We start from the raw sequence: 26,513 nt of genomic DNA, 5'->3' as shown, positions 1-26,513 counted from the left end.
TTCCCAAAAATCTGCTAAAATCGCCGAATGACAGTCAGGGGCGACCTTTACCAGTTCGGCCCGTTCCGCCTCGACCTAGAGGCGGGCATTCTATACCGAGGGGCCGAACCAACCATGCTTGGGCAGCGCGCCGTCGCGTTGCTGCGCCGGCTGCTCGAAAACGCGGGCGTACCGGTGTCCAAAGACGCCTTGGTCGAGGCCGGTTGGGGTGGATTGGCGGTTGCCGATAACAATCTAACGGTTCAGATCGCCGCCTTGCGCCGGGTGCTGGCGGAGGCGGCGGATGCCGAGACCTGGATCGAAACGCTGCCGCGGCGCGGCTATCGGTATATCGGACCGGCCGTTGTTACCAATGTTCCCGATGCGTCGGCTGCCGCCCGCGCCGCATCGGCACCGCCCTTGCCCGACAGACCGTCCATCGCCGTTCTGCCGTTCTCGAACCTGAGCGGCGATCCGGAGCAGGAGTACTTCGCCGATGGGATGGTCGACGACATCATCACCGGTCTCGCACGCATCAACTGGCTCTTCGTCATCGCGCGAAACTCGACCTTCAACTACAAGGGCCGTGCCGTGGACGTGAAGCAGGTCGGCCGCGAGCTTGGCGTGCGCTATGTGCTCGAAGGCAGCGTGCGCAAGGCCGGCGGCAGCGTGCGCGTGACCAGCCAAATGATCGACGCCTCGACCGGCGCCCACGTCTGGGCCGAGCGCTACGACCGCAGCTCCGACAATATTTTCGCAATTCAGGACGAGATCGCGCTGTCGGCGGTGGGCGCGATTGCGCCGAGCGTGCGGAAAGCCGAAATCGAACGTGTCAGGCGGAAACGACCTGACAGTCTCGATGCCTACGATCTCGTGCTGCGAGCCCAGCCTGACGTCGATTCAGGCATGCCGGAGCAAGTGACGAGAGCGCTTGCGCTTCTCGAGCGTGCGATCGCACTCGAGCCGGCTTATGCGCTGGCGCATGGCAATGCCGCGATGTGTCACCATTGCCTGTTCCTTCGCGCCGGCCTGCAGGAGGTCAACCGTGCCGCTTCGATCCGCCACGCCCGATCGGCCATTGTCCATGGACAAGACGATGCACTCGCTCTGACATGGGCCGGATTTTCCATCGGCATGGATGCGCACGATCGCGCCGCCGCATTTGCAGCGTTGGAAGCTGCCCTCGCCATCAGCCCCTCATCGGCGCTGACCTACATTCTCGGCAGCGTTATTCTGGGATGGGGCGGCGAAGCGGAGCGCGCGATCGAATGGAGCGAGCAGGGTCTGCGGCTGAGCCCGTTCGACTCGTGGGCCTGGGCCGCGTTTGACGCGCAAGCAATGAGCCATTTGCTGCGCGGACGTTACGACGAAGCCTGTCGTGCGGCCTACAGATCCGTCCAAGCCAATCCGGCACATAGCATCACCTATGTGCAATTGGCCGCCGCACTGGCCAAACTTGGCCGGCTCGACGAAGCGAGGGCGGCCGCCGCGCGTGTGCTCGAGCTCCAGCCGGCCTTTCGCTACAGCCGTCAGTTTGCTGGTGTAAACTGTGCGCCAGCGCTCGCGGAGGCTCTCGGCGGCGCACTGCGGGATGCCGGATTGCCGGAATAGCCCGGGTTTCGACGAGCTTACATCTCTGACCGCCGGCGACCTGCAAAGACCGCGCGAACTGCAGGGACGTGTTTGTTTTGGCGCGGATGCGCCGTTGTCTGCTCAGGAACGACCCGCCTCATTTGTGAGGAGGTCCCGCTTTTCGTCGGACGTCGGTGAAACGGCCTGCCGATCCCGGCGGGCAACGATACGGCGGAACAGCCAGAGGACGACCGGACAAGCCAGGAGCACGACAGCGCCGAAGTCGAGCGCGGCGCGCGCGGAGCCGGCCGACGTGGAGAGCTTTCCTCCGATCGCAGGTCCCGCCAGCATGCCGGCGTAGAAGACCGTGTAGAATATCCCCATTCCGATCGGCCGCATCTTCTGATCGAGCACACGCGCAGGCAAGCTCATGATCGCACCGGCGGGCAAGCCACAGACAATTCCAAGAGCGACGACGATGGGAAGCACCGTGCCGCTTCGCGACAGGACAAGGGTCAGGAGAGCGAAAGAGCTGCAGCCCGTCGCCAGGATGGCATCGCCGCGCTTGGTCCGATCGGCGAGGAAGCCGCCGAGCGGAACCGAAAGGGCGGCGAGCCAGAGCACGATACTGATGGTTGATCCGGCTGCTGCACCCGACCAGCCTTGCTCGACGAGCATCGACGGGCCGAAACTGAAGATCATCGCAAAACCGATGTTGTAGAGGCACCAGATCAAGCCGGCGGCAATCACGGCGCAGATCGTATCGGCGGTCAGGCTGCCGCGCTCGCCTTCAACGGCGACGATCGCATCTGGCGTGCGATAGACCGAAGCGATAAGGCAGAGGCCGATCAGGATCACCCCTGCGACGGCGAGATGGACGGCATGGAGCCCGAACGTGGCTCCGACTGCTGGCAACAGCATGAGAGCGGCTGCGATGCCAGCCGGCCATGAGTTGATGAAGATGGCCATCGCGGTGGCGATCTCCCGACCGGCAAACCAGTCCGCGACCATCTTGGTCATCAGAACGTTCAGGAGAGCGCCGCCGATGCCGGCCGTCAGCCCGCCCACGATCTGCGTGCTCCATGACGTTGACGTGATCATCAGCAGCTCGCCTGCCAGCATCAGCAGGAGCCCGGCAAGGACCGTCATCTTGTCGCCATAGCGGCGGCCGATCGCGCCGCCGGGCAGCGCAAGCGCAGCGCCCGGGGCAAAATAGAGTCCGATCAGAACGCCGATATCGGCCAGATTCGCACCCAGGCTCTGGCTGAGCTGTGGCGCGACCGCCGCGATGCTCTGAAACTGGAAAGCGATGGCGGCACGCGCGATGAACAGGGCAGCAAGAATGGTCCAGCGGCTTCGCATTTGGATTTTCCCCGATACCGCGAACTATGTCATCGGTCGGATATTCTGATTCAGACGGAAGAGATTGGTCGGATCGTATTTGGTCTTGAGCGCGGCCAACCGCGCATAGTTCTCGCCATAGGCGTCGCGGACACGATCCTCGCCCTCATCACCGAGGTTGTTGGCGTAGACGCCGCCAGTCGAATAGGGCCTGACGGCGCTCCACAGCTCGCGCGCCCAACGCATGTTCGCGTCGTCGTCGGCCGGATCTTCCCAGATCGCGACCGGAAAGCAGTCGAACGCTGCATCGCGGTTTGCGTAAGGCGAGTCGGGCGTTGGAACCCGCGCGATTGCGCCGCCAACGTGCTGGAAAACCAATAGCGACGAGGTGTTGGGCGCTCTCGCATAGGCGTCGAGCAGCGCGTCGATCGCGCCCGCACCGACCTCGCGCAGGAACTGCGCCTTCCAGTAATAGCGACGTCCGCGCGGAAACAGGGCATCGCCTCCCGACTGAATCTCGAGATAAGGGACCCTTGCGAGGCTGGTCTCGACGGGCGCGCCGAACTTGACGATCGGGGAAAGGGCTCGCTCACCATCATGATGCGATCCGACATAGCAGCCGGAGATGCTGAAGAATCGTTCGCCGGACGGCAGCGTTACCAGGGCCGCATCGACGTTCGCTTCGTCAGGAGCGCGGCGGGCGAATTCATCATAGAAGCGCATGGCCTCGCGCGCCTGATCATATCGATGCAGTGCTGACGCGACGAGCAGCGAGGTGCCGATGGAATGAAGCCGATATTCGAATGCGGTCACGATGCCAAAATTGCCGCCGCCACCCCGAAGGCCCCAGAAGAGGTCGGGGTGTTCGGTCGCACTGGCCCTCAGGACCTTTCCCTCGGCTGTCACCACTTCGGCGGCAATCAGATTGTCGCAGGTCAGCCCGTATTTGCGTCCGAGCTTGCCAAAGCCGCCGCCAAGCGTGAGCCCGGCGATACCGGTATCGCTGTTGACGCCCATGGTGGTCGCCAGGCCGTGCTCCTGTGTCGCCCTGTCGAACTCGCCCAGGTTGAGACCGGCCTCCGCGTGCGCGACCCGGCGGACCGGGTCTACCTCGATCTGCTTCATGTGCGACAGGTCGATGACCATGCCGCCGTCGCAGACCGACAGGCCGGCGACATTGTGGCCGCCGCTGCGGACCGCGATGCAGATGCGATGAGATCTTGCGAATGCGACGGCTCGAGCGACGTCCTCGGCACCGGCACAATAGGCGATCATGGCCGGCCGCTTGTCGATGGCGCCATTCCAGACCTTGCGCGCCTCGTCGTAACCGGCGCTCCCCTTGAGGACCACATTGCCCTTGAGCCGTAGCTGTGGGGTGGACCGCGGTTCGGCGTTCGATTTGCCCATCAGGTCGTCATATGGCTGTCGCTGCTCCATCCGATTTGCTCCTCGCCACGAATGCCCAGGCCACCTTCTCACGGAGCGCCGGATCGATTCCTGAATCCGATCGGAAAAAGTTGCAAATTTCGCCAAAAATGGTCTCTCTAGGCAATGGCGACGATCTACCAGTTTGGTCCATTTCGTCTCGAGACAGACGCCGACACGCTGTTTCACGGAGCCGAGCCGGTCGCTCTTGGAGGGCGAGCGGTCGCGCTACTTCGGCTGCTTCTGGAAAGAGCGGGTAAGCCGGTTGCCAAGGACGCCTTGATGGAGGCGGCCTGGCCGGGGCTGGCGATCGAGGAAAGCAATCTGACCGTACAGATAGCCGCTCTGCGCCGGACGTTTGCCGCCGTCGAAGGCGGCAGCAGCTGGATCGAGACGCTGCCACGCCGCGGTTACCGCTATGTCGGCCCGCCGGCCGCCACCTTGCCCGATGGCAGCCGGCAAACGTGGCTCCCGTCCGCGACCTCCGACAAACCATCGATCGCCGTGCTGCCGTTTTCCAACTTGAGCGGCGATCCCGCGCAGGACTACTTTTCCGACGGGATCACGGAAGACGTCATTGCGGAATTGTCGCGTTTCCGTTCGCTCTTCGTCGTGGCCCGCCATTCCAGCTTTGTTTATCGGGGAAGTTCGTCCGACATCAGAGAGGTCGGACGCCAACTCGGCGTACGATATGTGGTGGAAGGGAGCGCACGCCGGATCGAGAAACGGGTGCGGGTGACCGTCAAGCTTCTGGATGCCGCGAGCGCCTTCACCCGTTGGACGGAACGCTACGACCGCGAGATCGAGGACATATTCGCCATCCAGGACGAAATCGTCGGCAAGATCGTCTCGGCGCTGCCCGGCCGCCTCGAGGACGCGGGCCGCGAGATCGCGAGGGGCAAGCAGACCTCGAACATCACGGCCTACGATCTCGTCCTGTTGGGAAACGAGAAATGGCGTCAATTGACTGTCAGGAGTATGGATGAGGCGCAAGCCTACTTCAGGAAGGCTGTGGAGCTCGATCCAGCCTATGCGCGCGCTCACGCCAATATAGCCTGGACGGTCGTCTGCGCTGCGTTTCTGGAATCACCCGCCGCCCCTCCACTGGAGGATGGTCGTCGCGAGATCGAGATCGCCCTCTATCTTGATGAGAACGACGCCTGGTCGCACGGCGTCTTCGCACAACTTCTTTTCCTGCAAAACCGCGATCAAGAGGCCGAAACTCATTTCAAACGCGCTCTGGCGCTCAATCCGAACGACGCTGATGTCACCGCCGCTTTTGCAAATATTCTGGTCTACTGGGGACGCTGGCAGGACGCGCTTGCATGGATCAAATCGGCCAAACGGCTAAACCCATTTCCCCCCAACATATACCATTGGTACCACGCGCTGGCGCTCTATTCCGCTCGCGACTACGAACAGGCGATCAACGTTCTCAGGGAAGCGCGATCGAGCGACCGCTGGTCCCATGCGCTCCTAGCGGCGTGCTATGCGCAAACCGATCGACTGACGGAAGCGAGTTTCGAAGCGCACGCATTCATTCGCGAGCGATGTCTGGAATTGAGTGAGAACGGCGAAGCTCTGCCCCTCAACACGCTCGACCTCGCCCGGATGCGCGCCAACAGGTATAGAGACCCCGCCGACCGCGATCATTTCCTAGACGGACTTCGCAAAGCCGGCCTAAGTGATGGACTCTCCAACTCTGGATAGTGACAACGTTGTTGGCAACAGCGACGGACGTTGCGGTGAGTACTCCGATCGAGTGACGCAATTTCCCGAAGAACCGTTTCCTCTAACTTATGCAGGAACGCGGCAAGGCGCTACGCTACGGCGTCAGGGTCGGCAAGGCCGGTATGGCCTGTTCGGGTATCGGCGCAAACGAGCTATCAATTGACTGTCCGAGTGCCCGCTGACGGTATCGGGTGATAATCGGCGAAAGCCCTAGAGGAGGCCGTTCCGACTTGGTGTACGTCTAGTGCGTCGATTGATTCCGATACTTGCTGAAGGTGCCAACCCTCAGAGCCTTGCAAATTTTCCTGTGAACTCAAGACCGAAAAATTCGGGCGGGTATACCGTCGGCATTAGACCGTCAGCGTTAAAGATTTGTGCTTGGAAATCAACGCAAAAGCGTCTTCCTAAATGATTGAGTGGGAGTAGTGGAAACGGCCGCTACAGCGTGCTTTAGCGTAGAGTTTAGTTGGGCACGCCGCATTTGCGTTCATAGCCGGGCACTCTCCAGAGTCGTGACCTCACTTAACCTGATCGCATCAAGCTGTCATTCTACTTTCGCTAAGCCAGTAACGTTGCGCATTCCAGCGTGTATTCGGCGCGGTTCTGAAAAGGCGGGCGGCCAGTCGCCGCGGCGGACGCCAATCGCTGGAAAAACGTTGGCGACGCGGCTCGAATGCTTGTTCAAGGAAAGACAATCAAGAGAGTGGTTCTCGTAGACGGCGCGGTCGCATCGATGCGCCTCAGCGGAAAGCAGGTCTCCGAACACCTAGGCTCCCGCTCGTGAAGCTTTCCCGGGGCCGCGTTCGTGTCGTGGAGGTATCACGGCAATGCTCAACTCCAGCCGCTCAAAAGGATGGCTGCAGAGTCCTGTCCGACATCTGGAGCCGGACGCAGATCCCCCTCGAGGTCGGCCGCCTTTCCTGGGGTTCGTGCCGCCACAACGCCTCCGACGTTAGGAGTTTCTGTGCGGAGCGCGCCGCGGGTGGCCTCGACCTGTTCGTTGGCTACCCATTCAGAAGGGCTCAGAATTCGGTCGGCGATGATGTCCAACGCATGAAGTCTTCTAAGCCATGACGCCGTGGTGTCGGTCGGGAAAACCTTTTGAAGTTCGGTGGCCAGCTCGCCGGCGCAATCGGCGCGCAGTGCGAAGCTGGCGAACCGCGGATCTTTGGCAAGGTCCTCCCGCTGCAGGGCGGAGCAGAGCCGCCCGTACTGCGCTTCCGTCACAAGGGTGACCATGATCCAACCGTCGCTCGTCCGGTAGCTGCCGGCCGGCACGTTGAGGAGGCGAGGCGCGCCGCCTTCGAGAACGTGCTCCGCGAACTTGTGACCCAACAGGGCCGCCGTCGATTGCGAGAGGCTGACGTCTATGTGCCGCCCATTGCCGACAGCGCTGCGGGCAAACAGCGCTGTCGAAACGGCCTGAAATCCGTATAGACCCGTGCAGACGTCGGAAAGCGTGGCCCCGACCCGATGCGGGATCCCGTCGGCGCCGACGTTGACCGAAACGAGGCCGGCGAATGCCTGGCCAACGGAGTCGGAGCAGGGACGCTGCGCGTAGGGACCGTCCTGCCCGAAGCCGCTGATCGAGAGATAGACGAGGCGGGGATTGTCGCGGCTCAGCGCGTCGTATCCGAGGCCGAGGCGACCCATCACCCCCGGACGGAAGCCTTCGACCAGCACGTCGGCTTCTGCGGCCAGCTTACGGGCGGTCGCGATCGCCTCGGGCTTCTTTAAATCGAGAACGAGGCTGCGCTTGCCACGGTTGTAAACTGCCGACAATGCCGAATGACTGCCGTAGGTCGTCCCTAGCCGACGCGACCAATCGCCTTCGGGAGGTTCGATCTTGATCACGTCGGCGCCGTTGGCGGCGAGGAGATAGCCCGCGTATGGAGATGCCACGCCCTGACCGAAATCGAGGACGCGCAGTCCGCGAAACGGCGCTTCGTGGGTCGGCTGGAGGGATGCCGTCATGTGCGTTGCTCCGGTATCAGGACGATTTTGCCGATGACCCCGCGGCTTTCTACTCGACGCATCGCCGTCGAGAAGTCCGACAGCGGCAGCGAACCGTCCACGGGCGCGCGCAGTTTGCCGGATTCGTAGAGATCGAACATCTCTCCATAAAGGGCGCGGACCTGCTCGCGCAGCTCGGCATCAGCCTTGGTTTTGCCCCAAGCCATATAGAATCCCCAGTACAGACCGATCACGGTGAGGTTCTTCACCAAGACTATGTTCGCCGGGATCTCCGGAATACGACCAGCGGCGAAGCCCATCGGAATCAACCGCCCGAGCGGAGCGACGCAACGAAGGGATTCGTCGAACACGTCGCCGCCCACCGGGTCGAACACCACGTCGGCCCCGCGGCCGCCCGTGATTTCCAGCACGCGGTCTCGGAAGCCGCCTCTGCGGTAGTCTATGGCGTGATCGGCGCCGTACCGCTTCACCGCTTCGATCTTTTTTTCGCCTCCGGCGGTCGCGATGACCGTTGCCCCTAAAGCGCGCCCGACCTCGACGGCGGCCAAGCCGCTGGCGCCGGCCGCGCCGTGGACGAGCAGGGTTTCGCCGGATCGAAGGTTCGCGCGCCATTTGAGGCCGGCATAAGCCGTCGCGTAAATGGTCGGGAAAAGCGTCGAACCTTCGAAGCTCAGGGAATCGGGGATGCGGAAGACATTGGCCGCATCGACGATCGCTTCTTCGGCGAAGCCGCCGGACGGAAGACCCGCGCAGACACGGTCGCCCACCTTGAGGTCGGTCCTAACGTCGGGCGCTATCTCGCTGACGACGCCGCCGATCTCGGTGCCGGGCACGAACGGAATTGACGGCCTGTTCTGATGCTTGCCGGCGATGAAAAGCAGGTTCGCGAAGCTTACGCCAGCGGCACGTACCGAGACGCGGATGGCACCGGGCTCGATCTTCGGAGAGTCGATATCCTCGTAGACGAGGTCGTCGATTCCACCAAAGCGATGTCCTATCACCGCGCGCATCGTCAATTCTTTCCCAACTGACCATGACGACCAGCTCCGGCGGCGAAGCGACCGGCACCAGCCTGTGCTTCCTTGGCGCGAGCTTCGACGGAGAGTTCGGTCTCCAGAGCGATGGCGTCCTTCTCCGACAGGTTCCACTGTCGGATGGTCGACATGCGGTCCGAACGCATCGCGATTTGCGGAAACGCAGCAATCTGCCGTGCGACTTCCACCGCGGCGCTCAGGGCATCGCCCGTCGGGACAAGTCGGTCGGCTAGCCCTATAGCAAAAGCTTCGGTCCCGGAGACCTTTCGTGCCGTCAGAAGCATGTCGAGTGCCCGGCCGGAGCCAATGAGGCGCGGTAGCCGAACGGTGGTTCCGTCGCTCATCGGAACGCCCCAGCGCCGAGAAAGAACGGCGAAGGTGGCAGTCTCCTCGGCGACGCGGAGATCGCATCTAAGGGCGACCCCGAGCCCTCCTGCGCACGCGTAGCCCGCAACGGCGGCGATTACGGGCTTCGACAAGATGCCGTGGCACGGTCCCTCCGGATCGCCGGCCCACGGTTTGTATTCGTGGCCCGCGGCGAGCTCCTTCAGATCGGCGCCCGCGCAGAAATGCCCACCCGCACCGGTCAGCACCGCTACGGCCTGGCCTTCGTTGCAGTCGAAGTCCCGCAGCGCCTTCGCGAGCGCTGCGGCGGTCTCGTTGTCGAGGGCGTTGCGGACGGCAGGACGATTGATGGTGATGACCGTGATCGGCCCGTCGTTTTCGATCAACAGCTTCGGGTCGTCTGCCATTCTTCGATCAACCTCAGCAGGTCAGTGGGTCTTGAGCAACGGGCATTCGCTTTCCTCGACCGGTCGCCAGGCCTTGTCGCCGGGGATCGTCGCGACGATCTTCCAATAGTCCCAAGGACCCTTCGATTCCTCCGGTTTCTTGACCTCGGTCACATAGAGATCGCGCAGCAGGCGACCGTCCGCCCGGATCTTTGCGCCGTGGGTAAATCCGTCTTCGACGGGCATCTCGCGCATCTTTGCCGCGACCTTCTCAGCGTCATCGGTATTCGTCGCCGCGATCGCTTTGAGATAGTGCACGACCGAGCTGTAGACGCCGGCTTGAACGATGGACGGCGGCCGGCCCATCTTGTCCCAGAAGCGCTTGGCGAACTTGCGGCTACCATCGTCGAGATCGTGATAGTAGGTCGTCGACGAGATCAAACCCTGTCCGTCCTTCAGACCCATGGCGTTCACGTCGTTGATGAACATCAGGAACGTGACGACCTGCGTGTTCGGGCCGATCACCTTGTACTCCTGCGCCTGCTTGATGGCGTTGCTGGTGTCGCTACCTGCGGTCGCCAGCGCCATGACCTTGGCGCCAGATCCCTGCGCCTGCAGCAGATACGACGAGAAGTCGGGCGTATCGAGCGGCGTACGCACGCCGCCTACGATCTTGCCGCCGCCGGCCTGGACCCGTTTCGTCGCTTCGGCTTCCATCGACTTGCCGAATGCATAGTCGGCCGTGATGAAGAACCAGGTGTCGCCGCCGCGCTTCAGGACGCCTTCCGGTGGTGCCGCAGCGAGCGCGTAGGTGTCGTACATCCAGTGGAAGCTGTAGGGTGAGCAGGCCTTGCCCGTGATCTCCGCCGTCGCCGGGCCTGATAGCAATATAACCTTCTTGTTGTCGCGCGAAACGTTCTGCATCGCCAGAGCCGCTGCGGACGAGCCGCCGTCGGCAATCACATCGACACCTTCCGCGTCGTAAGCCTTCTTTGCGAGGTTCGACGCGATGTCGGGTTTGTTGGCGTGGTCGCCCGACACGACCTCGATCTTCGCGCCAGCGACCTTGCCACCGAAGTCTTCGGCTGCGAGTTCGGCGGCGACAACGGATCCCTTGCCGCCGGCATCAGCGTAGATGCCGGTCATGTCGTTGAGGATGCTGATGCGGACGACATTGTCCGACACCTGAGCGAGAGCCGAGGATGACATAAGGCCTGCAACCAGGCCTACCCCGAACGTGAGAGTGATGGAGTTCTTTTTCATTGCCTTCTCCCTTCGTTTTAAGCTTGTACGATCGTCCGGTCCGCGACGAAGCGCTCAATTTCGAATTGCGAATAGCCGTGTTCTGCGAGCACCTCCACTGTGTGCTCGCCCAGTCGGGGCGGAGCGCGCAGGCGGGTGCCTACGGCCGAGCTTCCGGGAAGCAGCGTAAGGGGCAATCCTTCGAATGCGCCGCCTTGCAGGTCGCCTGCAGCCCCGATCCGCGGACGTGCGGATCGTCGAGGAACTCTCTGTAACCCTGCACTGGACCGCACAGTACGTCTTGCCGTTCGAACGCCCCGATCCAGTATTTGCTGGGCTTGGTACGGAGGATGCGCGCGACCTCCATGGTGATCTCGCCTGCATGATCGAGGCGACTGGATTCCGTTGCGAATCTTGGGTCCAAAATCCAATCGGCCTTACCGAGGGCCGTGCAGATGCCTTGGAACATCGCGTTTGAAACGCAGGAAAGATTGATGTGCCCGTCCGAAGTCGCGAAAGTTCCGATCGGAACACTCAAGGGCACATTTGGCTGGCCGCGCCGACGCAACGCATCGTCGACGATCGGCATCGCTTGAAAGGCGGCTGCGACCTCGACCAGCGATATCTTGACGTGCTGCCCGCCTCGCTTAGTGAGCCGGCGATAGAGGGCCGCGCCTACCTGTTGTGCTGCATAGACGCCGGCGGCCGTGTCGACCGCCAACATTCCGATGCGTCGTGGTGTGCCTTGAGCGTCCCGATTCATTTCCATCATTCCAGTGAAGCCTTGAATGATGGTGTCTGTGGCCGGTCGCTTTTCGTAGGGGCCGGCGCCGAAGCCGAGGATCGAGACGTAGATGAGATCCGGATTTTCGGGTCGCAATTGGTGGTCGGCGATCTGAAGACGTTCGACGACACCCGGCCTGAAGTTTTGGATGACGATGTCGGCGCCCTTGGCGAGCTTGGTCAGCAGGGCGCGGCCTTGCTCCTTGGTCCCGTCGATGCAAACGGCGCGTTTGCCGATATTTGGGACCAGGCTGAAAGCCGTGTGTCCATCGACGGAGCCCCCGATCGCGCGCGCCCAGTCGCCAGACGGAGGTTCGACCTTGATTACCGACGCGCCGCCGCGCGCGAGGATCGCGCCGCAATAGGGGCCGGCAAAGCCCTGACTGACGTCAAGCACGCGTACGCCGGCGTAGTCGTCCAGCATCGGCGGCATCCTCCCTAGATACCGAGTAGTATGTTGCAGGATACCGAGTAGTATGTTTGACTGTCAACATCGTTCAAGGGGAGCAGATCGTTGAGCAAGATGGGCAAGGTCGAAGCTGGAGAACCGCTGGTAGACCGGCGCGTCGAACTTCTTGACGCAGCCGCGCGCGCGTTCATGAGGCAGGGATTCGCCGCGACCTCGCTTGACCGGGTGAGCGATGAGATCGGCTCGACCAAGGGAGCGATTTATTACTACTATCGCAGCAAATCCGAGTTGTTTTTTGCGGTCCATCGCCGTGGGATGGAGCTGACCAACGCAGCGATCCGCCCGTCCTTCGAACTGCAAGTCGCCCCGCGTCAGCGCCTTCACGGCATGGCTCTCGCGCACACGCTGCTGGTCATCGATCATCTTCCCTACCTTCGGGTGATCGCGCAGGGCCTGGAAATGCACCTGCTCGAGCGCACCAACGAGAGCGAACGAGCGGAACTCGCGGAAGTGGCCGCGCTGCGGGAGACCAATGAGAATTTATATATTCGCGTCATCAAGGAAGGCGTCGCTTCAGGAGATTTCCGCAGCGTCGACGCGAAGCTCGCTGCCAAGCCGCTGCTCGGCGCCTTGAACTGGACGTCTCGTTGGTATCAGCCGCGCGACGGCGAAACGCAGGCAAACAAGAAGAAGTTGGCTCAATCGATCGCGGATTTCGTCACGGCCGGCCTGGAGGCAAAAAAGTGAAGACGAAAAGTCACGAAGCCAGTGCTGACGTCGCGGCGTATCGGGCGATAGACCTGATCTATCACTCCTACCTGACCGGGCTCATTCTCAAAGTGTCGTCGCAAGCCGGGCCGCAGCGAGCCGCAGAAATCGTGTTCCGCACCTTTCGCCGCCAGCAACTGGCCCGGTTCCTTCCCGGTTTGAAAAAGCTTGGACTCGATGGTCTGCCGAACGCCGTGGCCTGCGCGCAGTATCACTACCTGTCCAATCAGGTAGGCGGCGTTAAGGTCGAATACATCTACGAAAGCGACAAGAAGGCATGGGTCCGGTATCCTCCCCCGCGGTGGATCTGGTCGGGGACAGCGATCTGCGGCATTCCTTCCGACGTATCGCGCGCGATGCTGCGAGGATGGCACGCCAATAACGGCGTCGTTCTCGGCAATCCCAGATTGGGCTTCGTATGCACCGGGCAGACCGTCGACGGGCAGCCCGGTCTCGAGGGATATTACAAGGAGTGGGACCGCGATCTGGCTCCAGAGGAGCGGCTACAGTTCTCCCCCGGAGAGCGTTGCCCGGCCTTCGATCCCGAGCGCGCTCCCAAGCTTCCCGAAAACACTTGGCCCGAAGATCGCCTGCTCAAGGTGCTGCGCAACTACTCGATGGAGTACATCACCTCGATCGTCCCGGAGACCATTGCCGCTCTGGGGCCGGACGAGGGCGGACATCTGGCGGGTGCAGCGGCCAGGCTGATCGGTATGCACACGTTCGACCAAGTCGCCACCCACCTCGGCGGCGTTGAGCCGGGCGCGGCCGGATTTGCGAAGGCGTTCGTCCGGATCGCGCGCGGGCAGGGCGACGATGCCGAACTGAGCCAGGACGGAAACGCCTTCATCGTCCGTCAGACTTCGTGGCGTCTGATGTCGGAACGGGAGAGTCTGTCGCCCGCGGTGTTCGACGCCTGGAACGAACTCTGGGTCGGCGCCGCATTGGCGCACGACCGTTTCATGAGAATCGACATCACCGAGCGACGGGATCGGGGCGACGCCTACTGGGCGTGGCGCTTCTGCTAAGTGTCGTTCGCTAATCCAGTTTGTCGAGCGCCCCGGCAGCCAAAGCCTCTCGGAGTCTGAATTTCTGGACTTTGCCGGACGCAGTCAGCGGAAACTGGTTGCAGGCGAACCAGAGCGTCGGCGATTTGTGGTGCGCCATTGCCCCACGGCAGTGCTCGATCAGCTTCTCCGCGCGGCCGGACGCGTTTGGTGACAAGCGGACGACGGCCGCTACGACTTCTCCCCACTTTTCATCTGGTGCCCCGAACACGGCAACATCTGCCACGTCAGGATGCTTCAGAAGGCAGGCTTCGACCTCGACGGGATAGATGTTCTCTCCGCCGCGGATGATCATGTCCTTCAGCCGGCCGGTAACGCGCAGGTACCCACGCTCATCGAGCGTTCCAAGGTCGCCCGTTCGTAGCCACCCGTCCGTCGTGATGGCTTGGCGCGTGTCTTCTGCAGCGTCGAAATAGCCGATCATTGTCTGATAGCCTCGAGCCTGAATCTCGCCTTCCACGCCGATCGGTCGCACGCGCAGATCAATCGGATCTGCAATCCGTACTTCGACATTCCAGAGCGGTTTTCCGACAGTGTGCACAAGCTCTGTCTTAGGGTCTTCGACACTCGTCTGCGCGATAATGGGGCTGAGCTCGGTTTGGCCGAAGACCGTGACTACAGGAAGGCCAAGAGCGTCCTTCACCCGCCGGTGTATCTCCGGAGAGACCGGAGCGCCACCGGACAATGCGAGGCGCAACGACGAAAGGTCGCGTGGTGCCGTCTTCATAGCGTCGATCAGAGCGAGCAGCATCGTGGGAACACCGAACATGATCTCGGCTCTTGTAGCTTCGATGGCCTGAAGGACCGTGGGCGGATCGAAGAACAGCGGCAGCACAAGCGTGGCGCGCGAGGTCATGGAGCCGAGAACGCTCATCACAGACCCCGCCGTGTGAAAGAGCGGCATCGGGCTGAGCAGCACGCTGTTTTCCAGTCCGGCCCTGGCCGCAACGTAGCTTGCGTTCGTCACCAGGCCGCGGTGATGGAGCAGGGCGCCCTTGGGACGGCCTGTCGTTCCGGAAGTGTACTGGATCTGAGCGGCATGACCCGGGGCGATCGTCGGCAGTGTCGATGTCGGCGTGCTCCGAATCTCGTCGAGCCACCCCTCGAAAGCGTAGCACTTGAGACCGAGCTTCTCCATTTCATGGGCGACCGCACCGGTATCGACACCGCGGAAGCTCGACAGATGGAAGAGGGCGGAAGACTTGGACTGACGCAGCACTAACTCCAGTTCGCTAGGCTTGAAGGCCGGATTAGCCGTCACAAGGATCACGCCGGCGAGTGCGGCGCCGTACTGCAGGATTACCCATTCGGGGACGTTGGGCGCCCAGACGCAGATGCGGTCGCCCGTTTTGAACTTTGCGAGTAGCCAGCTCGCGCAGCGGCTCGCGTCGTCCTGCAATTGGGAGTACGTCCAGTGCCGGTCGGTTCTTGAGGCATTAACAGGCGAGGGTACGGATGCCGGCACGACCTCGATCAACGCGACACGATTGGGAACTTCGGCTGCCGTCTTGGCGAGTGTCGTCCCAATGCTGGCGTCGATAATGGCGCGCGTTGTGTCCGCCGGCCAATAGGATTCCAGAAGCTTCGTCGTACCCATTCTATCCTCCCTCGGGTTCTTGATTTCTGCCGTATCTTCTATTTCGCCTCGAGCAGTGTTCGCATCGCGTCTGCCCAGATAGTGACAAGTCGCTCTCGTCGTCCCGGAGAACTTCGAAGGTTCTCGGAGATCGCGAGCCCCCTAATGAAGTGGAGTGTCAGCGCTACGACGTCGTCGTAGGCTTCGGAATCCGTCCACTCGCCGAACAGCTGGACGTAGACCCGTTCAAGATCGCGCCGCGCACCGCGCTCGGCCGCGGTCAATGCCTGTTTCAAGGCGGCATCGGTGCGGGCCACAGCCCAGAGTTCGAGTTCGGCGAGATAGGCCGGTTGACGTGCAGCGAAGGCAAGCGCTTCGACCGCGGAGACCAGAGTGTCTGCCGGCCCCGCGCCGGCACGTCCCTGCGAGACAGCTTTTTCGTTCCGGCTTACCAGTTCGGCGACGCTCGCGGCCAACAGCGCTGCATGCGTAGGAAAGTGATGGAGAAGCGCGCCACGGCTGACTTCCGCTCGGTGCTGAACGGCAAGGGTCGTCGTGCCGGCGACTCCGACTTCGATCAAGCTTTCGACGGCAGCGTTCAGTATCCGCGATCGCGTAGTCTCGACCGTTCCGTCCGGGATACCGTTTTTCGCAATTCTTGGCATGGCGCATTCCTAAACAGTCAGCGTTGACTGTATCATAAAAGCTGTTACAGTCAATGCTGACTGTTATATACCCGGGAGGTCACCATGCCGAATTTCTCGACTCTCAGCATCGCGGTCCGCGAGGAAGCGCCGAATATCGCCCGTCTCGTCCTCGACCGCCCTGGTCGGTTCAACGCCATCGACGATGCGATGCCCGGAGAAATCCGGTCCGCCATCGAGTGGGCGGAGAAGAACGACGACGTGCACGTCATCGTCATCGAAGGCGCAGGCAAGGGATTTTGCGGCGGATATGATCTGGTCGCCTACGCTGAAAGCGAGATCGAGCACCCCTGCCAGCAGGAAAGTGAGCCTTGGGATCCGATGGTCGACTACGCGTACATGAAGAAAAATACCGAACACTTCATGAGCTTGTGGAAGTGCTCCAAACCGACCATCGCCAAGATTCACGGCGCCGCGGTCGCAGGCGGCAGCGACATCGCGCTGTGTTGCGACTTGATGGTGATCGCCGAGGACGCCCGGATCGGCTACATGCCTACGCGCGTGTGGGGCTGCCCCACTACCGCGATGTGGACCTTTAAGCTCGGCCCCACGCGCGCCAAGGAGATGATGTTCACCGGGAACATGATCGACGGCCGCAAGGCGGCGGACTGGGGATTGGCGAACGTCTGTGTTCCAGTGGAGCAGCTCGAGGCGGCGACACGAAAACTTGCCGACCGGATCGCTGGCGTTCCGAAGAGCCATCTCGCCATGCACAAGATGGTCGTCAACCAAGTCATGCTGACCATGGGTCTTGAGCAAACACAGTCGCTTGCGACCCTGTTCGACGGCATCACGCGTCACAATCCGGAGGGCTTGTGGTTCAGGCGGTACTCGCAGAAGCATGGCTTCAAGGCGGCCATCGAATGGCGAGACAGCGGACGCCCGATTCCGGAACGCGATGAGGCGCGGAAGCTGATCAACGAGATGGATGGCCGCAACTAGGCCTCTGGGAGCTCGTCGATGTCCAGCGCAATTCGCCCCGTCGATGCCGGGGCGTTGGCCGACTATCTGAAAACTCGGATCGACGGCTTTCAAGGCGCCGTCGAGATCGAAAAGTTCGCCGGCGGTCAGTCGAATCCGACCTACCGGTTGAAGACGCGTTCGAGGGTCTTCGCCATGCGGACCAAGCCAGGCCCGAAAGTCAGCCTACTGCCGTCCGCCCATGCGATCGAACGAGAGTTTCGCGTGCAATCCGCTCTGGCTCACAGCGATGTGCCGGTAGCGAAGATGTACCATCTATGCGAGGACGAGGAGGTCATCGGCCGCTCGTTCTACGTCATGGAGTATGTCGAGGGACGAATATTCTGGGATCAGACGCTTCCAGAGGCTGGTACGGGCGAACGGGCTGCGATCTACGACGAGATGAACCGTGTCGTCGCGAATCTACATTCGTTGAACTATCAGGCTTTGGGTTTGGACGACTTTGGTCGGCCTGGAAACTTCTTCGAGCGGCAGATCGGACGCTGGACGAAGCAATACCGTGCATCCGAAAGAGGCACGATCACCGCGATGGAGCGGTTGATCGAGTGGTTACCCGCAAATGCGCCGCAGTCGGATCAGACCTGCATCGTGCATGGAGACTACCGGATCGACAACATCGTCTTCCATCCAACGAAGCCGGAGGCGTTGGCGGTGCTAGATTGGGAGTTGTCGACGTTAGGTCACCCGCTGATCGACTTCGGCTACCACATGATGAGTTGGCGAAACCCGCCGGACGGCCTTCTCGGACTTGCGGAGGCCGATCTACCCGGCCTTGGGATCCCCACCGAACCTGCGTACCTCGCCAGATATCTCGAGCGAACCGGCTTCTCCGTTGACGATCACTGGAGGTTCTACCTGGCATTCGGTTACTTCCGCCTTGCCGCAATTTTGCAGGGCATAGCACACCGGGTCGAACAAGGAACGGCATCGAGTCCCAAGGCCAAGGAAAGGGGAAAACTGCCGCCGAGAGTCGCCGAACTCGGATGGCGGGTGGCGTGTGACGAAAGCGGAAGGGGAGCGGCATGAAAGAGGAAGTCGGCAAGCTGTTCGATCTCAAGGGCAGGACCGCATTGGTGACGGGCGGCTCGCGGGGACTTGGGCTGCAGGTTGCCGAGGTACTAGGCGATCTTGGAGCCCAAATAGTGCTATCGGCTCGGAGTTCGGAGGAACTTTCGGCGACGAGTGACCTGCTTGCTAAGAGAGGTATCTCGGTGGAGTGGGTTGCTGCCGACGCATCGAGGGACAGCGATATCGAGGCACTAGCCGACAAGGCGATCGAGAAACTTGGACACGTGGACATATTGGTGAACAACGCGGGCGCGAGCTGGGGCGCCCCCGCTGAGGATCATCCCATCGAGGCGTGGGACAAGGTCTTTAATCTCAATGTGCGCGGGCTTTTCCTTCTGACCCAGAAGATCGGCAAGCGCTCCATGATACCGCGGAACCGCGGCCGCATAATCAACATGGCATCCATTGCCGGCCTGATCGGAAACCCGCCCGGTACCCACCAGACGATAGCGTACAACACCAGCAAGGGAGCGGTAGTCAACTTCACTCGGGCGTTGGCCGCGGAATGGGGACCGCGAGGCATCACGGTCAACGCCATCGCGCCAGGGTTCTTCCCGTCCAAGATGTCGAACGGCGTCCTCAAGCAAATTGGGGACAGAGTGCTGCAGGACACTCCATTGGGGCGGTTGGGCGGTGACGAGGATCTGAAGGGCGCCGTTGCTCTGTTCGCATCCGAGGCGGGCAGGCACATCACGGGCCAGATACTGGCTGTAGATGGCGGGGCGACGGCTGTTTGACCAGCGAAGGGAAAACTTGACATGGGAATGCACGACCTGGCCGGAAAGGTTGCCGTCATCACCGGCGCGGGTTCGGGACTTGGCCGCGAATTCGCCGTCGCAGCGGCAGGGCGCGGAATGTCGGTCGTTCTCGCCGACGTTCAAGACGATGCCTTGGCGGGCACTCTTTCGGAGATTGAGCGCATGGGCGCTCCGGCGGTCGCGCGCCGCGTGGATGTCTCGCAGTCCAGCGAAGTCGAGGCGCTCGCCAAGGATTCCTTGTCAAAGTTTGGAGCGGTTCACCTGCTTTTCAACAATGCCGGCGTTGCCGGCGGTGGCGGGCTGGTATGGGAGACCTCCGAGACCGATTGGCGTTGGACGTTGGGAGTGAATCTTTGGGGCGTGGTGCACGGCATCCGTCATTTTACGCCGCTGATGCTAGAGGCGGCCCGATCGGATGCTCGGTATCGCGGGCGAATAATCAATTCGGCATCGATGGCCGGCCTCGTCAGCGCTCCACTGATGGGCACGTATAGCGCGACGAAGCATGCCGTCGTTTCGGTAAGCGAGACGCTCTACCACGACCTGGCACTGGTGACCGATCAAGTGAGCTGTTCGGTACTTTGCCCGTTCTTTGTCCCGACGGGTATCGCGCGATCCGACCGCAATCGACCTAAAGAGCTGGTTGACGAGCGGCCACCGACGAACGCTCAGGTAATCGCGCACCAGATGAATGTGCATGCTGTCGAACACAGCAAAGTATCGGCGTCCGAAGTCGCGCGCATGGTGTTCGACGCCATCGGCGAGGACCGATTCTACATTTACTCACATCCTCAGGCGATGAGCGCGGTGGAGCGGAGGATGCAAGACATCATTTGCCAGCGCAATCCGACGGACCCCTTGGCTGATAGGCCCGACTTTCGTCGGAAGATGGCTCAAGCTATCGGGTTCTAGCACCTCATTCCACGACCTCGGACACGCTGCGACCTTGTGCGGTCCGTGCCATCATCACTGGGCCGAATAGTCGAATTTCCGATTTCGATTGGACGTCGATCCTCTGCGCGTTGATCAATCGTCGATCATAACATTCGGCTCCTAGAGGCCGAGTAGGGGAGGTTCAAGAATGGGTCGGTCTGGGTTCGTCGACATCAACGCGGGTGCACGCCTCGATCGGCTGCCAATCTGCGGCTTCCATTGGCGCATACTCGCTCTGATCGGCGCGGGCATGTTCCTCGACGCCTTCGACATCTATCTTGCCGGCGGCGTTCTCGGTGCGATTGTCAAGGAAGGCTGGTCGACGATAGAGTTGAACGCCGCTTTTGTCTCCGCGACATTCGTTGGCATGACCATCGGTGCTTGGTTCTCGGGAATTCTTGGAGATCGCTTCGGTCGCCGCTTTTCGTATCAGATAAACCTCGCGATCTTCGGTTTGGCATCGATCGGTGCAGCTTTCGCGCCTAACATGTCGGTGCTGATCGGCCTGCGGTTCATAATCGGGATTGGGCTCGGCGCCGAAATCGTTGTTGGCTACGCGACCTTGACCGAGTTCGTACCGGCCTCATCGCGAGGACGCTGGATCGGCCTTTTGGCTGTCATCACCAATTTCTCGCTCTTCGTGTCCTCGATGGTCGGTCTGTGGGTGATCCCGAACCTCGGATGGCGATACATGTTCCTTCTCGTCGGCATCCTTGCGATGTTCGTATGGTTCCTCCGCAAGTCGATGCCGGAATCGCCTCGTTGGCTCGCGGCGAACGGCCGCGCGGACGAGGCCGAAAGGATCCTTTTGAAGATTGAAGCGGAGGCGTCAAAGAAGGGGCCGCTGCCACCTGTCGTGCAGATGGCTGGGGCGGAAGAGAAGCCAGGCTCGGTGTGGCGGCTTTTCCAGTCCCCTTATCTTGGGCGAACTCTGCTGGGCAGCCTATTGCACATCGTCGTCGGATTCAGCCTCTACGGATTGATCGGGTGGCTTCCGACCTTCATGATCAAGGGCGGCCATAGCGTGGTGTCATCTTTGGGCTATACCAGCGTGATGGCGCTCGGCGGGCCGGTAGGATCGTTGATCGGACTGATGCTGGCGGATCGCCTAGGGCGCAGGCTTTCGATTGTGTGTTCTTCGCTCGCTGCGGCCGTACTCGGCATTGCGTACCCCCATATGTCAGACGGCATCGCTCTTGCCGGGACTGGCTTCCTGCTCGTCACGGCAATCTACGTGATGCTCGCAACTGGTTTTGCCATGCACGTGCCCGAACTCTTCCCGACGCGTTATCGGCTTCGAGGTACAGCTATTTGCGCCACCTCCGGGCGCATAGCCACAGCGCTCGTCCAATACGTCGTGGTCGCAATCTTCGCCTGGCAAGGACTTACCGGCGTGCTGACAACGCTGGCCGGGATTCTGGTGTTCCAGGCGCTGATCTTCCTGATCTTCGGCTTCGAGACCAAGGGGCAGTCGCTGGAAAATGTATCTGCGGTACCGGATGGCCTCGGCGGGGCGCAATCCCTTGGCCAGCGGCCGGCAGACGTCGGCGTCTAACTTAGGTCGGAGCAAACCGCCGTGATCCGCTCACGGAGCCATCCGTTCGCGTTACTCTGGTCGTATCGTCGGTGCCAGTACAACATCCAGGCGAACGGCGCAGAGTCGAACGGAAGGTCTTCCATCCTCAAGCCGTCGTCCATCAGGACCGCGGCTAGATGCCTTGGCATCACAGCGAGCAGGTCGGTCTGCTTGAGAACATGCGGGACGACCAACCAATGCGGAACATTCAAGGCAATCCGTCGCTGCTGCCCCCTTTCTGCGAGCACGTCGTCGACGAAGCGAAGGTCGGTTGGGCTCATGGACACCTTCATCTGCTCCTGGGCGATGAAGCTTTCGAATGTCAGGCGGCCACGCTTGATGGGGTGATGGCGCCGCATAAGACAGATCATGCGATCTTGGAGCAATGTCTCGGAGCGGATCGATGCCGAATGTTCCAGGCCCATGCTGACCGCCACGTCGATTTCGTCTCGCTCCAATGCGTCGACAGTCAACGACGGCGACAAGTGGATCGTATTGTAGGAGATTCGCGCATTCGCGGGGCGAGCGGCGGCAAGTCTTGGAAGCAGGAGGCACGCCAGAATGTCCGACATTCGGATGGTGAACGTGCGCTCCGACTGCGACGCGTCGAACCCAGCATCGCTGACCATGACACGTTCGACTTGCCGCAGCGCCTGACGGAGCGGCTCGGCAAGCTCATTCGCCCGAGGGGTCGGCTTCATCCCAGTCGTGGTGCGGACCAGAAGCTCATCCTCGAACATCGCTCGCAAGCGATTGAGCGCGTTGCTCATCGCAGGCTGGCTAAGCCCAACGCGATCGGCGGCCTTCGTCACGTGCCGTTCGGTCAGGAGCGCGTCGAGCGCCACGAGGAGATTGAGGTCGATCGAGCGAAGGTTCATTGATCATTCATATCGTGAATGTCGAGAGATAACAAATCCATTTCACGGATGGCGCCAGGGTCGGTACGTCTCGGGTGCAACCAAGGAGGCACAGATGAGCTTTGAGACGATCAAGAACGAAGTGAAGGTCTGCATGTTCGACCAGTACGGTACTGTCGTCGATATGCAGGGGGGGCTGGTCAAGATCGCGACGCGGTTTCTCAAGCAGAAGGGTTGGACGGGCAATCCGAACTCCTTTGTCACGTGGTGGCGCCGTACCCACTTCGAGAACTCAATGATCGACGCGCTGCTGCACCGCGAGCACACGCCCTACCGCGAGATCGGTCACCGCGCCGTATCGCAAGTCATGGACCGGTCGGGCATCAAGTACACGAAGGACGAAGTGAAGTATCTCGTTGGCGAGATTGAGAAGCTCGAATGCTTTCCCGAGGTGCCTGAGGCGCTGGCAAAGCTCCAGACCAAGTACAAGCTTGTCGTGCTCTCGAACGGTGACCGCGACATGCTCGAGACCGCCAAGAAGTACCACAAGATCCCGTTCGACAACGTGATCTCTGTCGCCGAGGCCAATTCATTCAAGCCGCACGTCGCTACGTACACAAAGGGTGCCGAGATCCTCGGTCTCAAGATGGATCAGATACTCTTCGTCGCCAATCACGCCTTCGACGTCATCGGCGCCAAATCAGCGGGCATGCGTACTGCGATGATCAACCGGCGTAACCGGCCGTTTGAAGAGACGCCGCACAAGCCCGATGTCACGGTTGAGACGATGAAGGATCTGGCGGATGCGATCGTCTAGTACGGAAGCTCTCTCCGGCATCAAGGTCCTGGACCTATGCCGCGTCGTCTCCGGCCCCTTCGCCACGATGCACCTCGGCGATCTCGGTGCGGACGTCGTGAAGATCGAAGATCCCCGTGTCGGCGACGAAAGTCGTCGCTACGGCCCTCCGTTCGTCAACGGCGAGAGTTCCTACTTTCTGTCGGTCAACCGTAACAAGCGGAGCTGCGCGATCGACCTGAAATCGCCGGCCGGCCGGGACGCGGTGATCGCGCTCGCCAAGGCCGCCGACGTCGTGATCGATAATTTCAGGCCCGGTACGCTCGACAAGTGGGGCCTGTCCTACGCTGCGTTGAGCGCCGGCAATCCCAAGCTCATCCAGTGCAGCATCTCCGGATTTGGCAGGACCGGTCCGGACGCGAACCGGCCCGGCTACGACCTGATCCTGCAGGGCGAGTCCGGTGTCATGGACATCACCGGCGATCCGGACGGTCCGCCCATGAAGGTCGGCACGTCTATCGCGGACCTGGTCACCGGCCTCTATGCTTCGCAGGCGGTTCTTGCCGCGCTCATGAAGCGCGAGAGGAGCGGTGTTGGCGGGCGTGTCGATGTCTCCATGCTGGACGCGATGGCCTCGCTGTTGACGTTCAACGCCGGCATGTACTTCGCGTCCGGAGAAAGTCCAAAGCGTCGCGGCAACGTGCACCCAACGATTAGCCCGTACGAAACCTTCCAGGCCTGTGACGGCTGGTTCAACCTCGGCGTCGCCAACGACAAATTCTGGTCGCTGTTCTGCGCAGTCATCGGTCGCCGCGACCTCGAGACCGATCCTCGCTTCGAGTCCGCTCCCAAACGGGCGGCCAACCGCGGTGCGCTCGGCGGGATCCTTCGTCCCATCTTCAAGGCAGAACCGCGGGATCGCTGGCTCGAGATGTTTGGTGGCGCCGGCATTCCATGTGGTGCGATCCGAACGGTCGGAGAAGTCTGCGAAGCACCGCAACTCGTCCGACGCGACATGATCCAGACCGTGACGCATAAGGTCGCCGGCGAAGTAAGGTTCGTTGCCCGGCCGCTGCGCTTCGACGACAAGCCTCCCGCGCCGTCCGCACCGCCGCCGACGCTTGGTGAGCACACCGTCGAAGTGTTCGAGAGCTGGCTCGGGTGGACGCGGAGGGAAGTGCTAGATTTCGCCTCGAAGGGCGCGTTCGGCGACGCCGCGCTGAAGCAATCGGCGGAGTAGGGAGGTAGGAGGGATGGACGAAGCGCAGGTGCGGGAACTGATCGTTGCGGCCATAGGCGACGGCCGCCACGAATTTGGGTCGTTCTTCCTGTCGCGGTTCTTCGGGATGGCGGTCTCCTACGAGGCCGACGCCTGCATCGTCTCTCTCGATGTGAAGCCCTACATGTTCAATCCGCAGGGATCGCTTCACGGCGGCGTGCTGGCGACTGCTCTTGACATTTCGATGGGACACCTTCTCAAGCACCAGTTCGGCGCCGGCGCGACGCTCGAGATGAAGATCCAGTATTTCGCGGCGGTCCGCAGCGGCATTGTCAACTGTCGTGCCAGATTTCTGAAGAAGGGACGAAAGACCTTCTTCCTCCAGTCGTCCGCCGCGGATAGTGCCGGCGAGATCATCGCCCATGCGACCTCCACCTGGAAGCAACTGTGAACGATGTCATCGCAAGGCTCCGTGAGCTGCTCGGCCCCGATTGCATCATCGATCTGGCATTGGCGGAGGGATTTCTGTCGGACTGGCGAGGTCTGTTTCACGGGAATGCCGCGTGCGTTCTCCGCCCAAGGTCGACAGATTTGCTCGCGCAAAGTCTCCGAATTTGTCATGAATCCGGGGTTGCCATCGTTCCACAGGGCGGCAACACCGGGCTTGTTGGGGGCGCCACGCCGGACAACACGGGTCTCCAGGTCGTCGTCAGCACCGGGTTGCTGAGGAAAATCAGGAAGGTCGATCCCGTCGATATGTCCATAGTCGCGGAAGCGGGCGCGACCGTCGCCGAGCTTCAGAACGCCGCGGCGGAGGCGCGAGCCTCGTTTCCGCTATCTTTCGCCTCGGAGGGTACTGCTACGCTCGGCGGCGCGCTGGCAACGAACGCGGGCGGCATCTCGGCCGTCAGGTACGGAAGCGCGAGGGATCTCCTGCTCGGAATGGAGGTCGTGCTGCCCGACGGACGCGTCTGGAATGGCTTGCGCACGCTGCGGAAGGACAATACCGGATACGCCCTCCGGCAGCTCTTCGCCGGTTCCGAGGGAACGCTCGGCATCATTACGGCCGCGGCTATGAAGCTGGTGCCTCTGCCCGTCGCTCGCGAGGTCGCTTTCTGCGCGGTCAAGACAGAGGACCAGGTCTTGGACTTTTGGATGAAGCTCCGCGCGGCCGCAGAGGGCAACGTCCGAGCCATTGAGTATCTCTCGGGTTCTTGCGTCGAGTTGGCGAAGCGAGAGGGGCTTCGCTCACCCGTCGAAAAGGCGGACCACTATGTCCTTGTCGAACTGACTTCGAGCCGTCCGGAAGCCGGCCTGAAGGACTTCCTGGAAGCGTTTCTGACCGACAGGCTCGAGGACGGCAGCATCGCCGATGCCGCGCTTGCACAAAGCGGAGAACAACAGAAGCAGATCTGGCGTCTACGCGAGGATCAGACCGAGGTTCAAAAGAAGGCCGGCTACGACTTCAAACACGACGTCGCCGTGCCCGTGGCGCAGGTCCCCGGACTACTGCGCCGAAGCCGCGCCCATATCGGAGCAGTCTTTCCCGACGCCACGCTCGTTCCGTTCGGTCATGTCGGAGACGGCAACATCCACCTGAACGTCATCCTACCCGCGGCGCTCGGTGCCGAACGAGCAGCCGAGCAGGGCAGGCAGATCAGCAAGTCCATCTATGATATCGTGGTCTCTTTGGGTGGCACAGTTTCGGCCGAACACGGTATCGGTCGGGCCAAGGTCGACCTGCTTGAAAGCAAAAGAGATCCAGTTGAGCTCGATCTCATGCGCCGGATCAAGGCGTCGATCGATAACGAGGGCTCGTTCAATCCCGGCAAGTTATTCCGGCTCTCGCGAACCGAAACCAGATCAAGAAAAAGCGGCCTGTCCGAGTGACTGCTGACGGTATCGTCTGGAAATCAACGAAAGCCCAAGAAAGCCCGTTTCGACTCGGCGTTCGTCTAGCGCGTCGATTGAGGCCAATACTTGCTGAAG

23 protein-coding genes are annotated in these 26,513 nt (G+C 61.5%); 13 read left to right on the top strand and 10 right to left on the bottom strand.

The annotated features are described in order from the left end of the window. The first annotated feature begins 27 nt into the window (after window positions 1-27). Complete coding sequence (locus XH83_RS21015) at window positions 28-1,590, top strand: winged helix-turn-helix domain-containing protein (protein WP_194402684.1); 1,563 nt, start codon at window positions 28-30, stop codon at window positions 1,588-1,590. 102 nt (window positions 1,591-1,692) lie between these two features. Here the strand turns inward: XH83_RS21015 and XH83_RS21010 are convergent, their stop codons facing one another. Further along, the gene (locus tag XH83_RS21010; RefSeq protein ID WP_194402683.1) at window positions 1,693-2,913 is read right to left on the bottom strand and encodes a CynX/NimT family MFS transporter; all 1,221 of its coding nucleotides are present in this window, start codon (window positions 2,911-2,913) and stop codon (window positions 1,693-1,695) included. Between the two features lie 24 nt (window positions 2,914-2,937). Then, entirely contained in the window at window positions 2,938-4,167 is a 1,230-nt protein-coding gene (locus XH83_RS21005) for an FAD-binding oxidoreductase (protein ID WP_246776510.1), read from the bottom strand. A 276-nt stretch (window positions 4,168-4,443) separates the two neighbouring features. Here XH83_RS21005 and XH83_RS21000 point away from each other — a divergent pair, with 276 nt between their 5' ends. Then, window positions 4,444-6,027, top strand: a complete 1,584-nt coding sequence (locus tag XH83_RS21000) for a winged helix-turn-helix domain-containing tetratricopeptide repeat protein (RefSeq protein ID WP_194402682.1) — start codon at window positions 4,444-4,446, stop codon at window positions 6,025-6,027. A gap of 852 nt (window positions 6,028-6,879) precedes the next feature. On the opposite strand, the gene XH83_RS20995 is transcribed toward XH83_RS21000, so the two are convergent. The 5 genes from XH83_RS20995 to XH83_RS20975 form a co-directional block, all read right to left on the bottom strand. Next, complete coding sequence (locus XH83_RS20995) at window positions 6,880-8,022, bottom strand: CaiB/BaiF CoA-transferase family protein (protein WP_194402681.1); 1,143 nt, start codon at window positions 8,020-8,022, stop codon at window positions 6,880-6,882. Further along, window positions 8,019-9,032 (bottom strand): NADPH:quinone oxidoreductase family protein, encoded by a 1,014-nt coding sequence (locus XH83_RS20990; protein ID WP_194402680.1) that lies wholly within the window; start codon window positions 9,030-9,032, stop codon window positions 8,019-8,021. Before XH83_RS20990 ends, XH83_RS20995 begins: the two co-directional genes overlap by 4 nt. A 2-nt stretch (window positions 9,033-9,034) precedes the next feature. Continuing rightward, on the bottom strand, window positions 9,035-9,808 hold the full coding sequence (locus tag XH83_RS20985) for a crotonase/enoyl-CoA hydratase family protein (protein ID WP_194402679.1): 774 nt from the start codon (window positions 9,806-9,808) through the stop codon (window positions 9,035-9,037). A gap of 21 nt (window positions 9,809-9,829) precedes the next feature. Then, complete coding sequence (locus XH83_RS20980) at window positions 9,830-11,050, bottom strand: ABC transporter substrate-binding protein (RefSeq protein WP_210346977.1); 1,221 nt, start codon at window positions 11,048-11,050, stop codon at window positions 9,830-9,832. A gap of 139 nt (window positions 11,051-11,189) precedes the next feature. Further along, window positions 11,190-12,236 carry a CaiB/BaiF CoA-transferase family protein gene (locus tag XH83_RS20975; protein ID WP_194402678.1) on the bottom strand — a complete coding sequence of 349 codons (1,047 nt, stop codon included), beginning with the start codon at window positions 12,234-12,236 and terminating at the stop codon, window positions 11,190-11,192. A gap of 99 nt (window positions 12,237-12,335) precedes the next feature. Here XH83_RS20975 and XH83_RS20970 point away from each other — a divergent pair, with 99 nt between their 5' ends. Both XH83_RS20970 and XH83_RS20965 read left to right on the top strand, forming a co-directional pair. Next, on the top strand, window positions 12,336-12,968 hold the full coding sequence (locus tag XH83_RS20970) for a TetR/AcrR family transcriptional regulator (RefSeq protein WP_194408347.1): 633 nt from the start codon (window positions 12,336-12,338) through the stop codon (window positions 12,966-12,968). Next, complete coding sequence (locus XH83_RS20965; protein WP_194402677.1) at window positions 12,965-14,017, top strand: hypothetical protein; 1,053 nt, start codon at window positions 12,965-12,967, stop codon at window positions 14,015-14,017. Before XH83_RS20970 ends, XH83_RS20965 begins: the two co-directional genes overlap by 4 nt. Before the next feature lie 10 nt (window positions 14,018-14,027). Here XH83_RS20965 and XH83_RS20960 read toward each other — a convergent pair whose 3' ends face one another. Both XH83_RS20960 and XH83_RS20955 read right to left on the bottom strand, forming a co-directional pair. After that, window positions 14,028-15,653 (bottom strand): AMP-binding protein, encoded by a 1,626-nt coding sequence (locus XH83_RS20960; RefSeq protein WP_194402676.1) that lies wholly within the window; start codon window positions 15,651-15,653, stop codon window positions 14,028-14,030. Between the two features lie 38 nt (window positions 15,654-15,691). Next, window positions 15,692-16,297, bottom strand: a complete 606-nt coding sequence (locus XH83_RS20955; protein WP_194402675.1) for a TetR/AcrR family transcriptional regulator — start codon at window positions 16,295-16,297, stop codon at window positions 15,692-15,694. Window positions 16,298-16,381: 84 nt separating this feature from the next. On the opposite strand from XH83_RS20955, the gene XH83_RS20950 reads away from it, so the two are divergent. The 5 genes from XH83_RS20950 (at window position 16,382) to XH83_RS20930 (ending at window position 21,631) form a co-directional block, all read left to right on the top strand. Continuing rightward, the gene (locus XH83_RS20950; protein ID WP_194402674.1) at window positions 16,382-17,278 is read left to right on the top strand and encodes a crotonase/enoyl-CoA hydratase family protein; all 897 of its coding nucleotides are present in this window, start codon (window positions 16,382-16,384) and stop codon (window positions 17,276-17,278) included. An 18-nt stretch (window positions 17,279-17,296) separates the two neighbouring features. After that, window positions 17,297-18,343: a phosphotransferase family protein gene (locus tag XH83_RS20945; RefSeq protein WP_194402673.1), complete on the top strand. Its 1,047-nt coding sequence runs from the start codon at window positions 17,297-17,299 to the stop codon at window positions 18,341-18,343. Further along, window positions 18,340-19,122: an SDR family oxidoreductase gene (locus tag XH83_RS20940; protein WP_194402672.1), complete on the top strand. Its 783-nt coding sequence runs from the start codon at window positions 18,340-18,342 to the stop codon at window positions 19,120-19,122. The genes XH83_RS20945 and XH83_RS20940 overlap by 4 nt, the downstream gene beginning before the upstream one ends. Window positions 19,123-19,143: 21 nt before the next feature. Continuing rightward, window positions 19,144-20,055: an SDR family oxidoreductase gene (locus tag XH83_RS20935; RefSeq protein ID WP_210346975.1), complete on the top strand. Its 912-nt coding sequence runs from the start codon at window positions 19,144-19,146 to the stop codon at window positions 20,053-20,055. Window positions 20,056-20,224: 169 nt separating this feature from the next. Further along, window positions 20,225-21,631 carry an MFS transporter gene (locus XH83_RS20930; protein WP_194402671.1) on the top strand — a complete coding sequence of 469 codons (1,407 nt, stop codon included), beginning with the start codon at window positions 20,225-20,227 and terminating at the stop codon, window positions 21,629-21,631. Here the strand turns inward: XH83_RS20930 and XH83_RS20925 are convergent. After that, window positions 21,628-22,530, bottom strand: a complete 903-nt coding sequence (locus XH83_RS20925) for a LysR family transcriptional regulator (RefSeq protein WP_194402670.1) — start codon at window positions 22,528-22,530, stop codon at window positions 21,628-21,630. The two genes, XH83_RS20930 and XH83_RS20925, sit on opposite strands and share 4 nt — an antisense overlap. 133 nt (window positions 22,531-22,663) lie before the next feature. On the opposite strand from XH83_RS20925, the gene XH83_RS20920 reads away from it, so the two are divergent. The 4 genes from XH83_RS20920 to XH83_RS20905 are packed head-to-tail and all read left to right on the top strand — an operon-like array spanning window position 22,664 to window position 26,414. Next, window positions 22,664-23,326, top strand: coding sequence for a haloacid dehalogenase type II (locus tag XH83_RS20920; protein ID WP_246776286.1), 663 nt, complete (start codon window positions 22,664-22,666; stop codon window positions 23,324-23,326). Further along, window positions 23,313-24,545, top strand: a complete 1,233-nt coding sequence (locus XH83_RS20915) for a CaiB/BaiF CoA-transferase family protein (protein WP_194402668.1) — start codon at window positions 23,313-23,315, stop codon at window positions 24,543-24,545. Before XH83_RS20920 ends, XH83_RS20915 begins: the two co-directional genes overlap by 14 nt. A 13-nt stretch (window positions 24,546-24,558) precedes the next feature. Continuing rightward, a complete protein-coding gene (locus XH83_RS20910; protein WP_194402667.1) occupies window positions 24,559-24,975 on the top strand; it encodes a PaaI family thioesterase in 417 nt (138 codons plus the stop codon). Continuing rightward, window positions 24,972-26,414, top strand: coding sequence for an FAD-binding oxidoreductase (locus XH83_RS20905; RefSeq protein WP_194402666.1), 1,443 nt, complete (start codon window positions 24,972-24,974; stop codon window positions 26,412-26,414). Before XH83_RS20910 ends, XH83_RS20905 begins: the two co-directional genes overlap by 4 nt. Window positions 26,415-26,513 lie beyond the last annotated feature (99 nt).

It is taken from the genome of Bradyrhizobium sp. CCBAU 53351 (assembly GCF_015291745.1).
Classification (GTDB): domain Bacteria; phylum Pseudomonadota; class Alphaproteobacteria; order Rhizobiales; family Xanthobacteraceae; genus Bradyrhizobium.
Note: the sequence above shows the minus strand (reverse complement) of the source record. Positions and strands in the feature narration are given on the sequence as shown.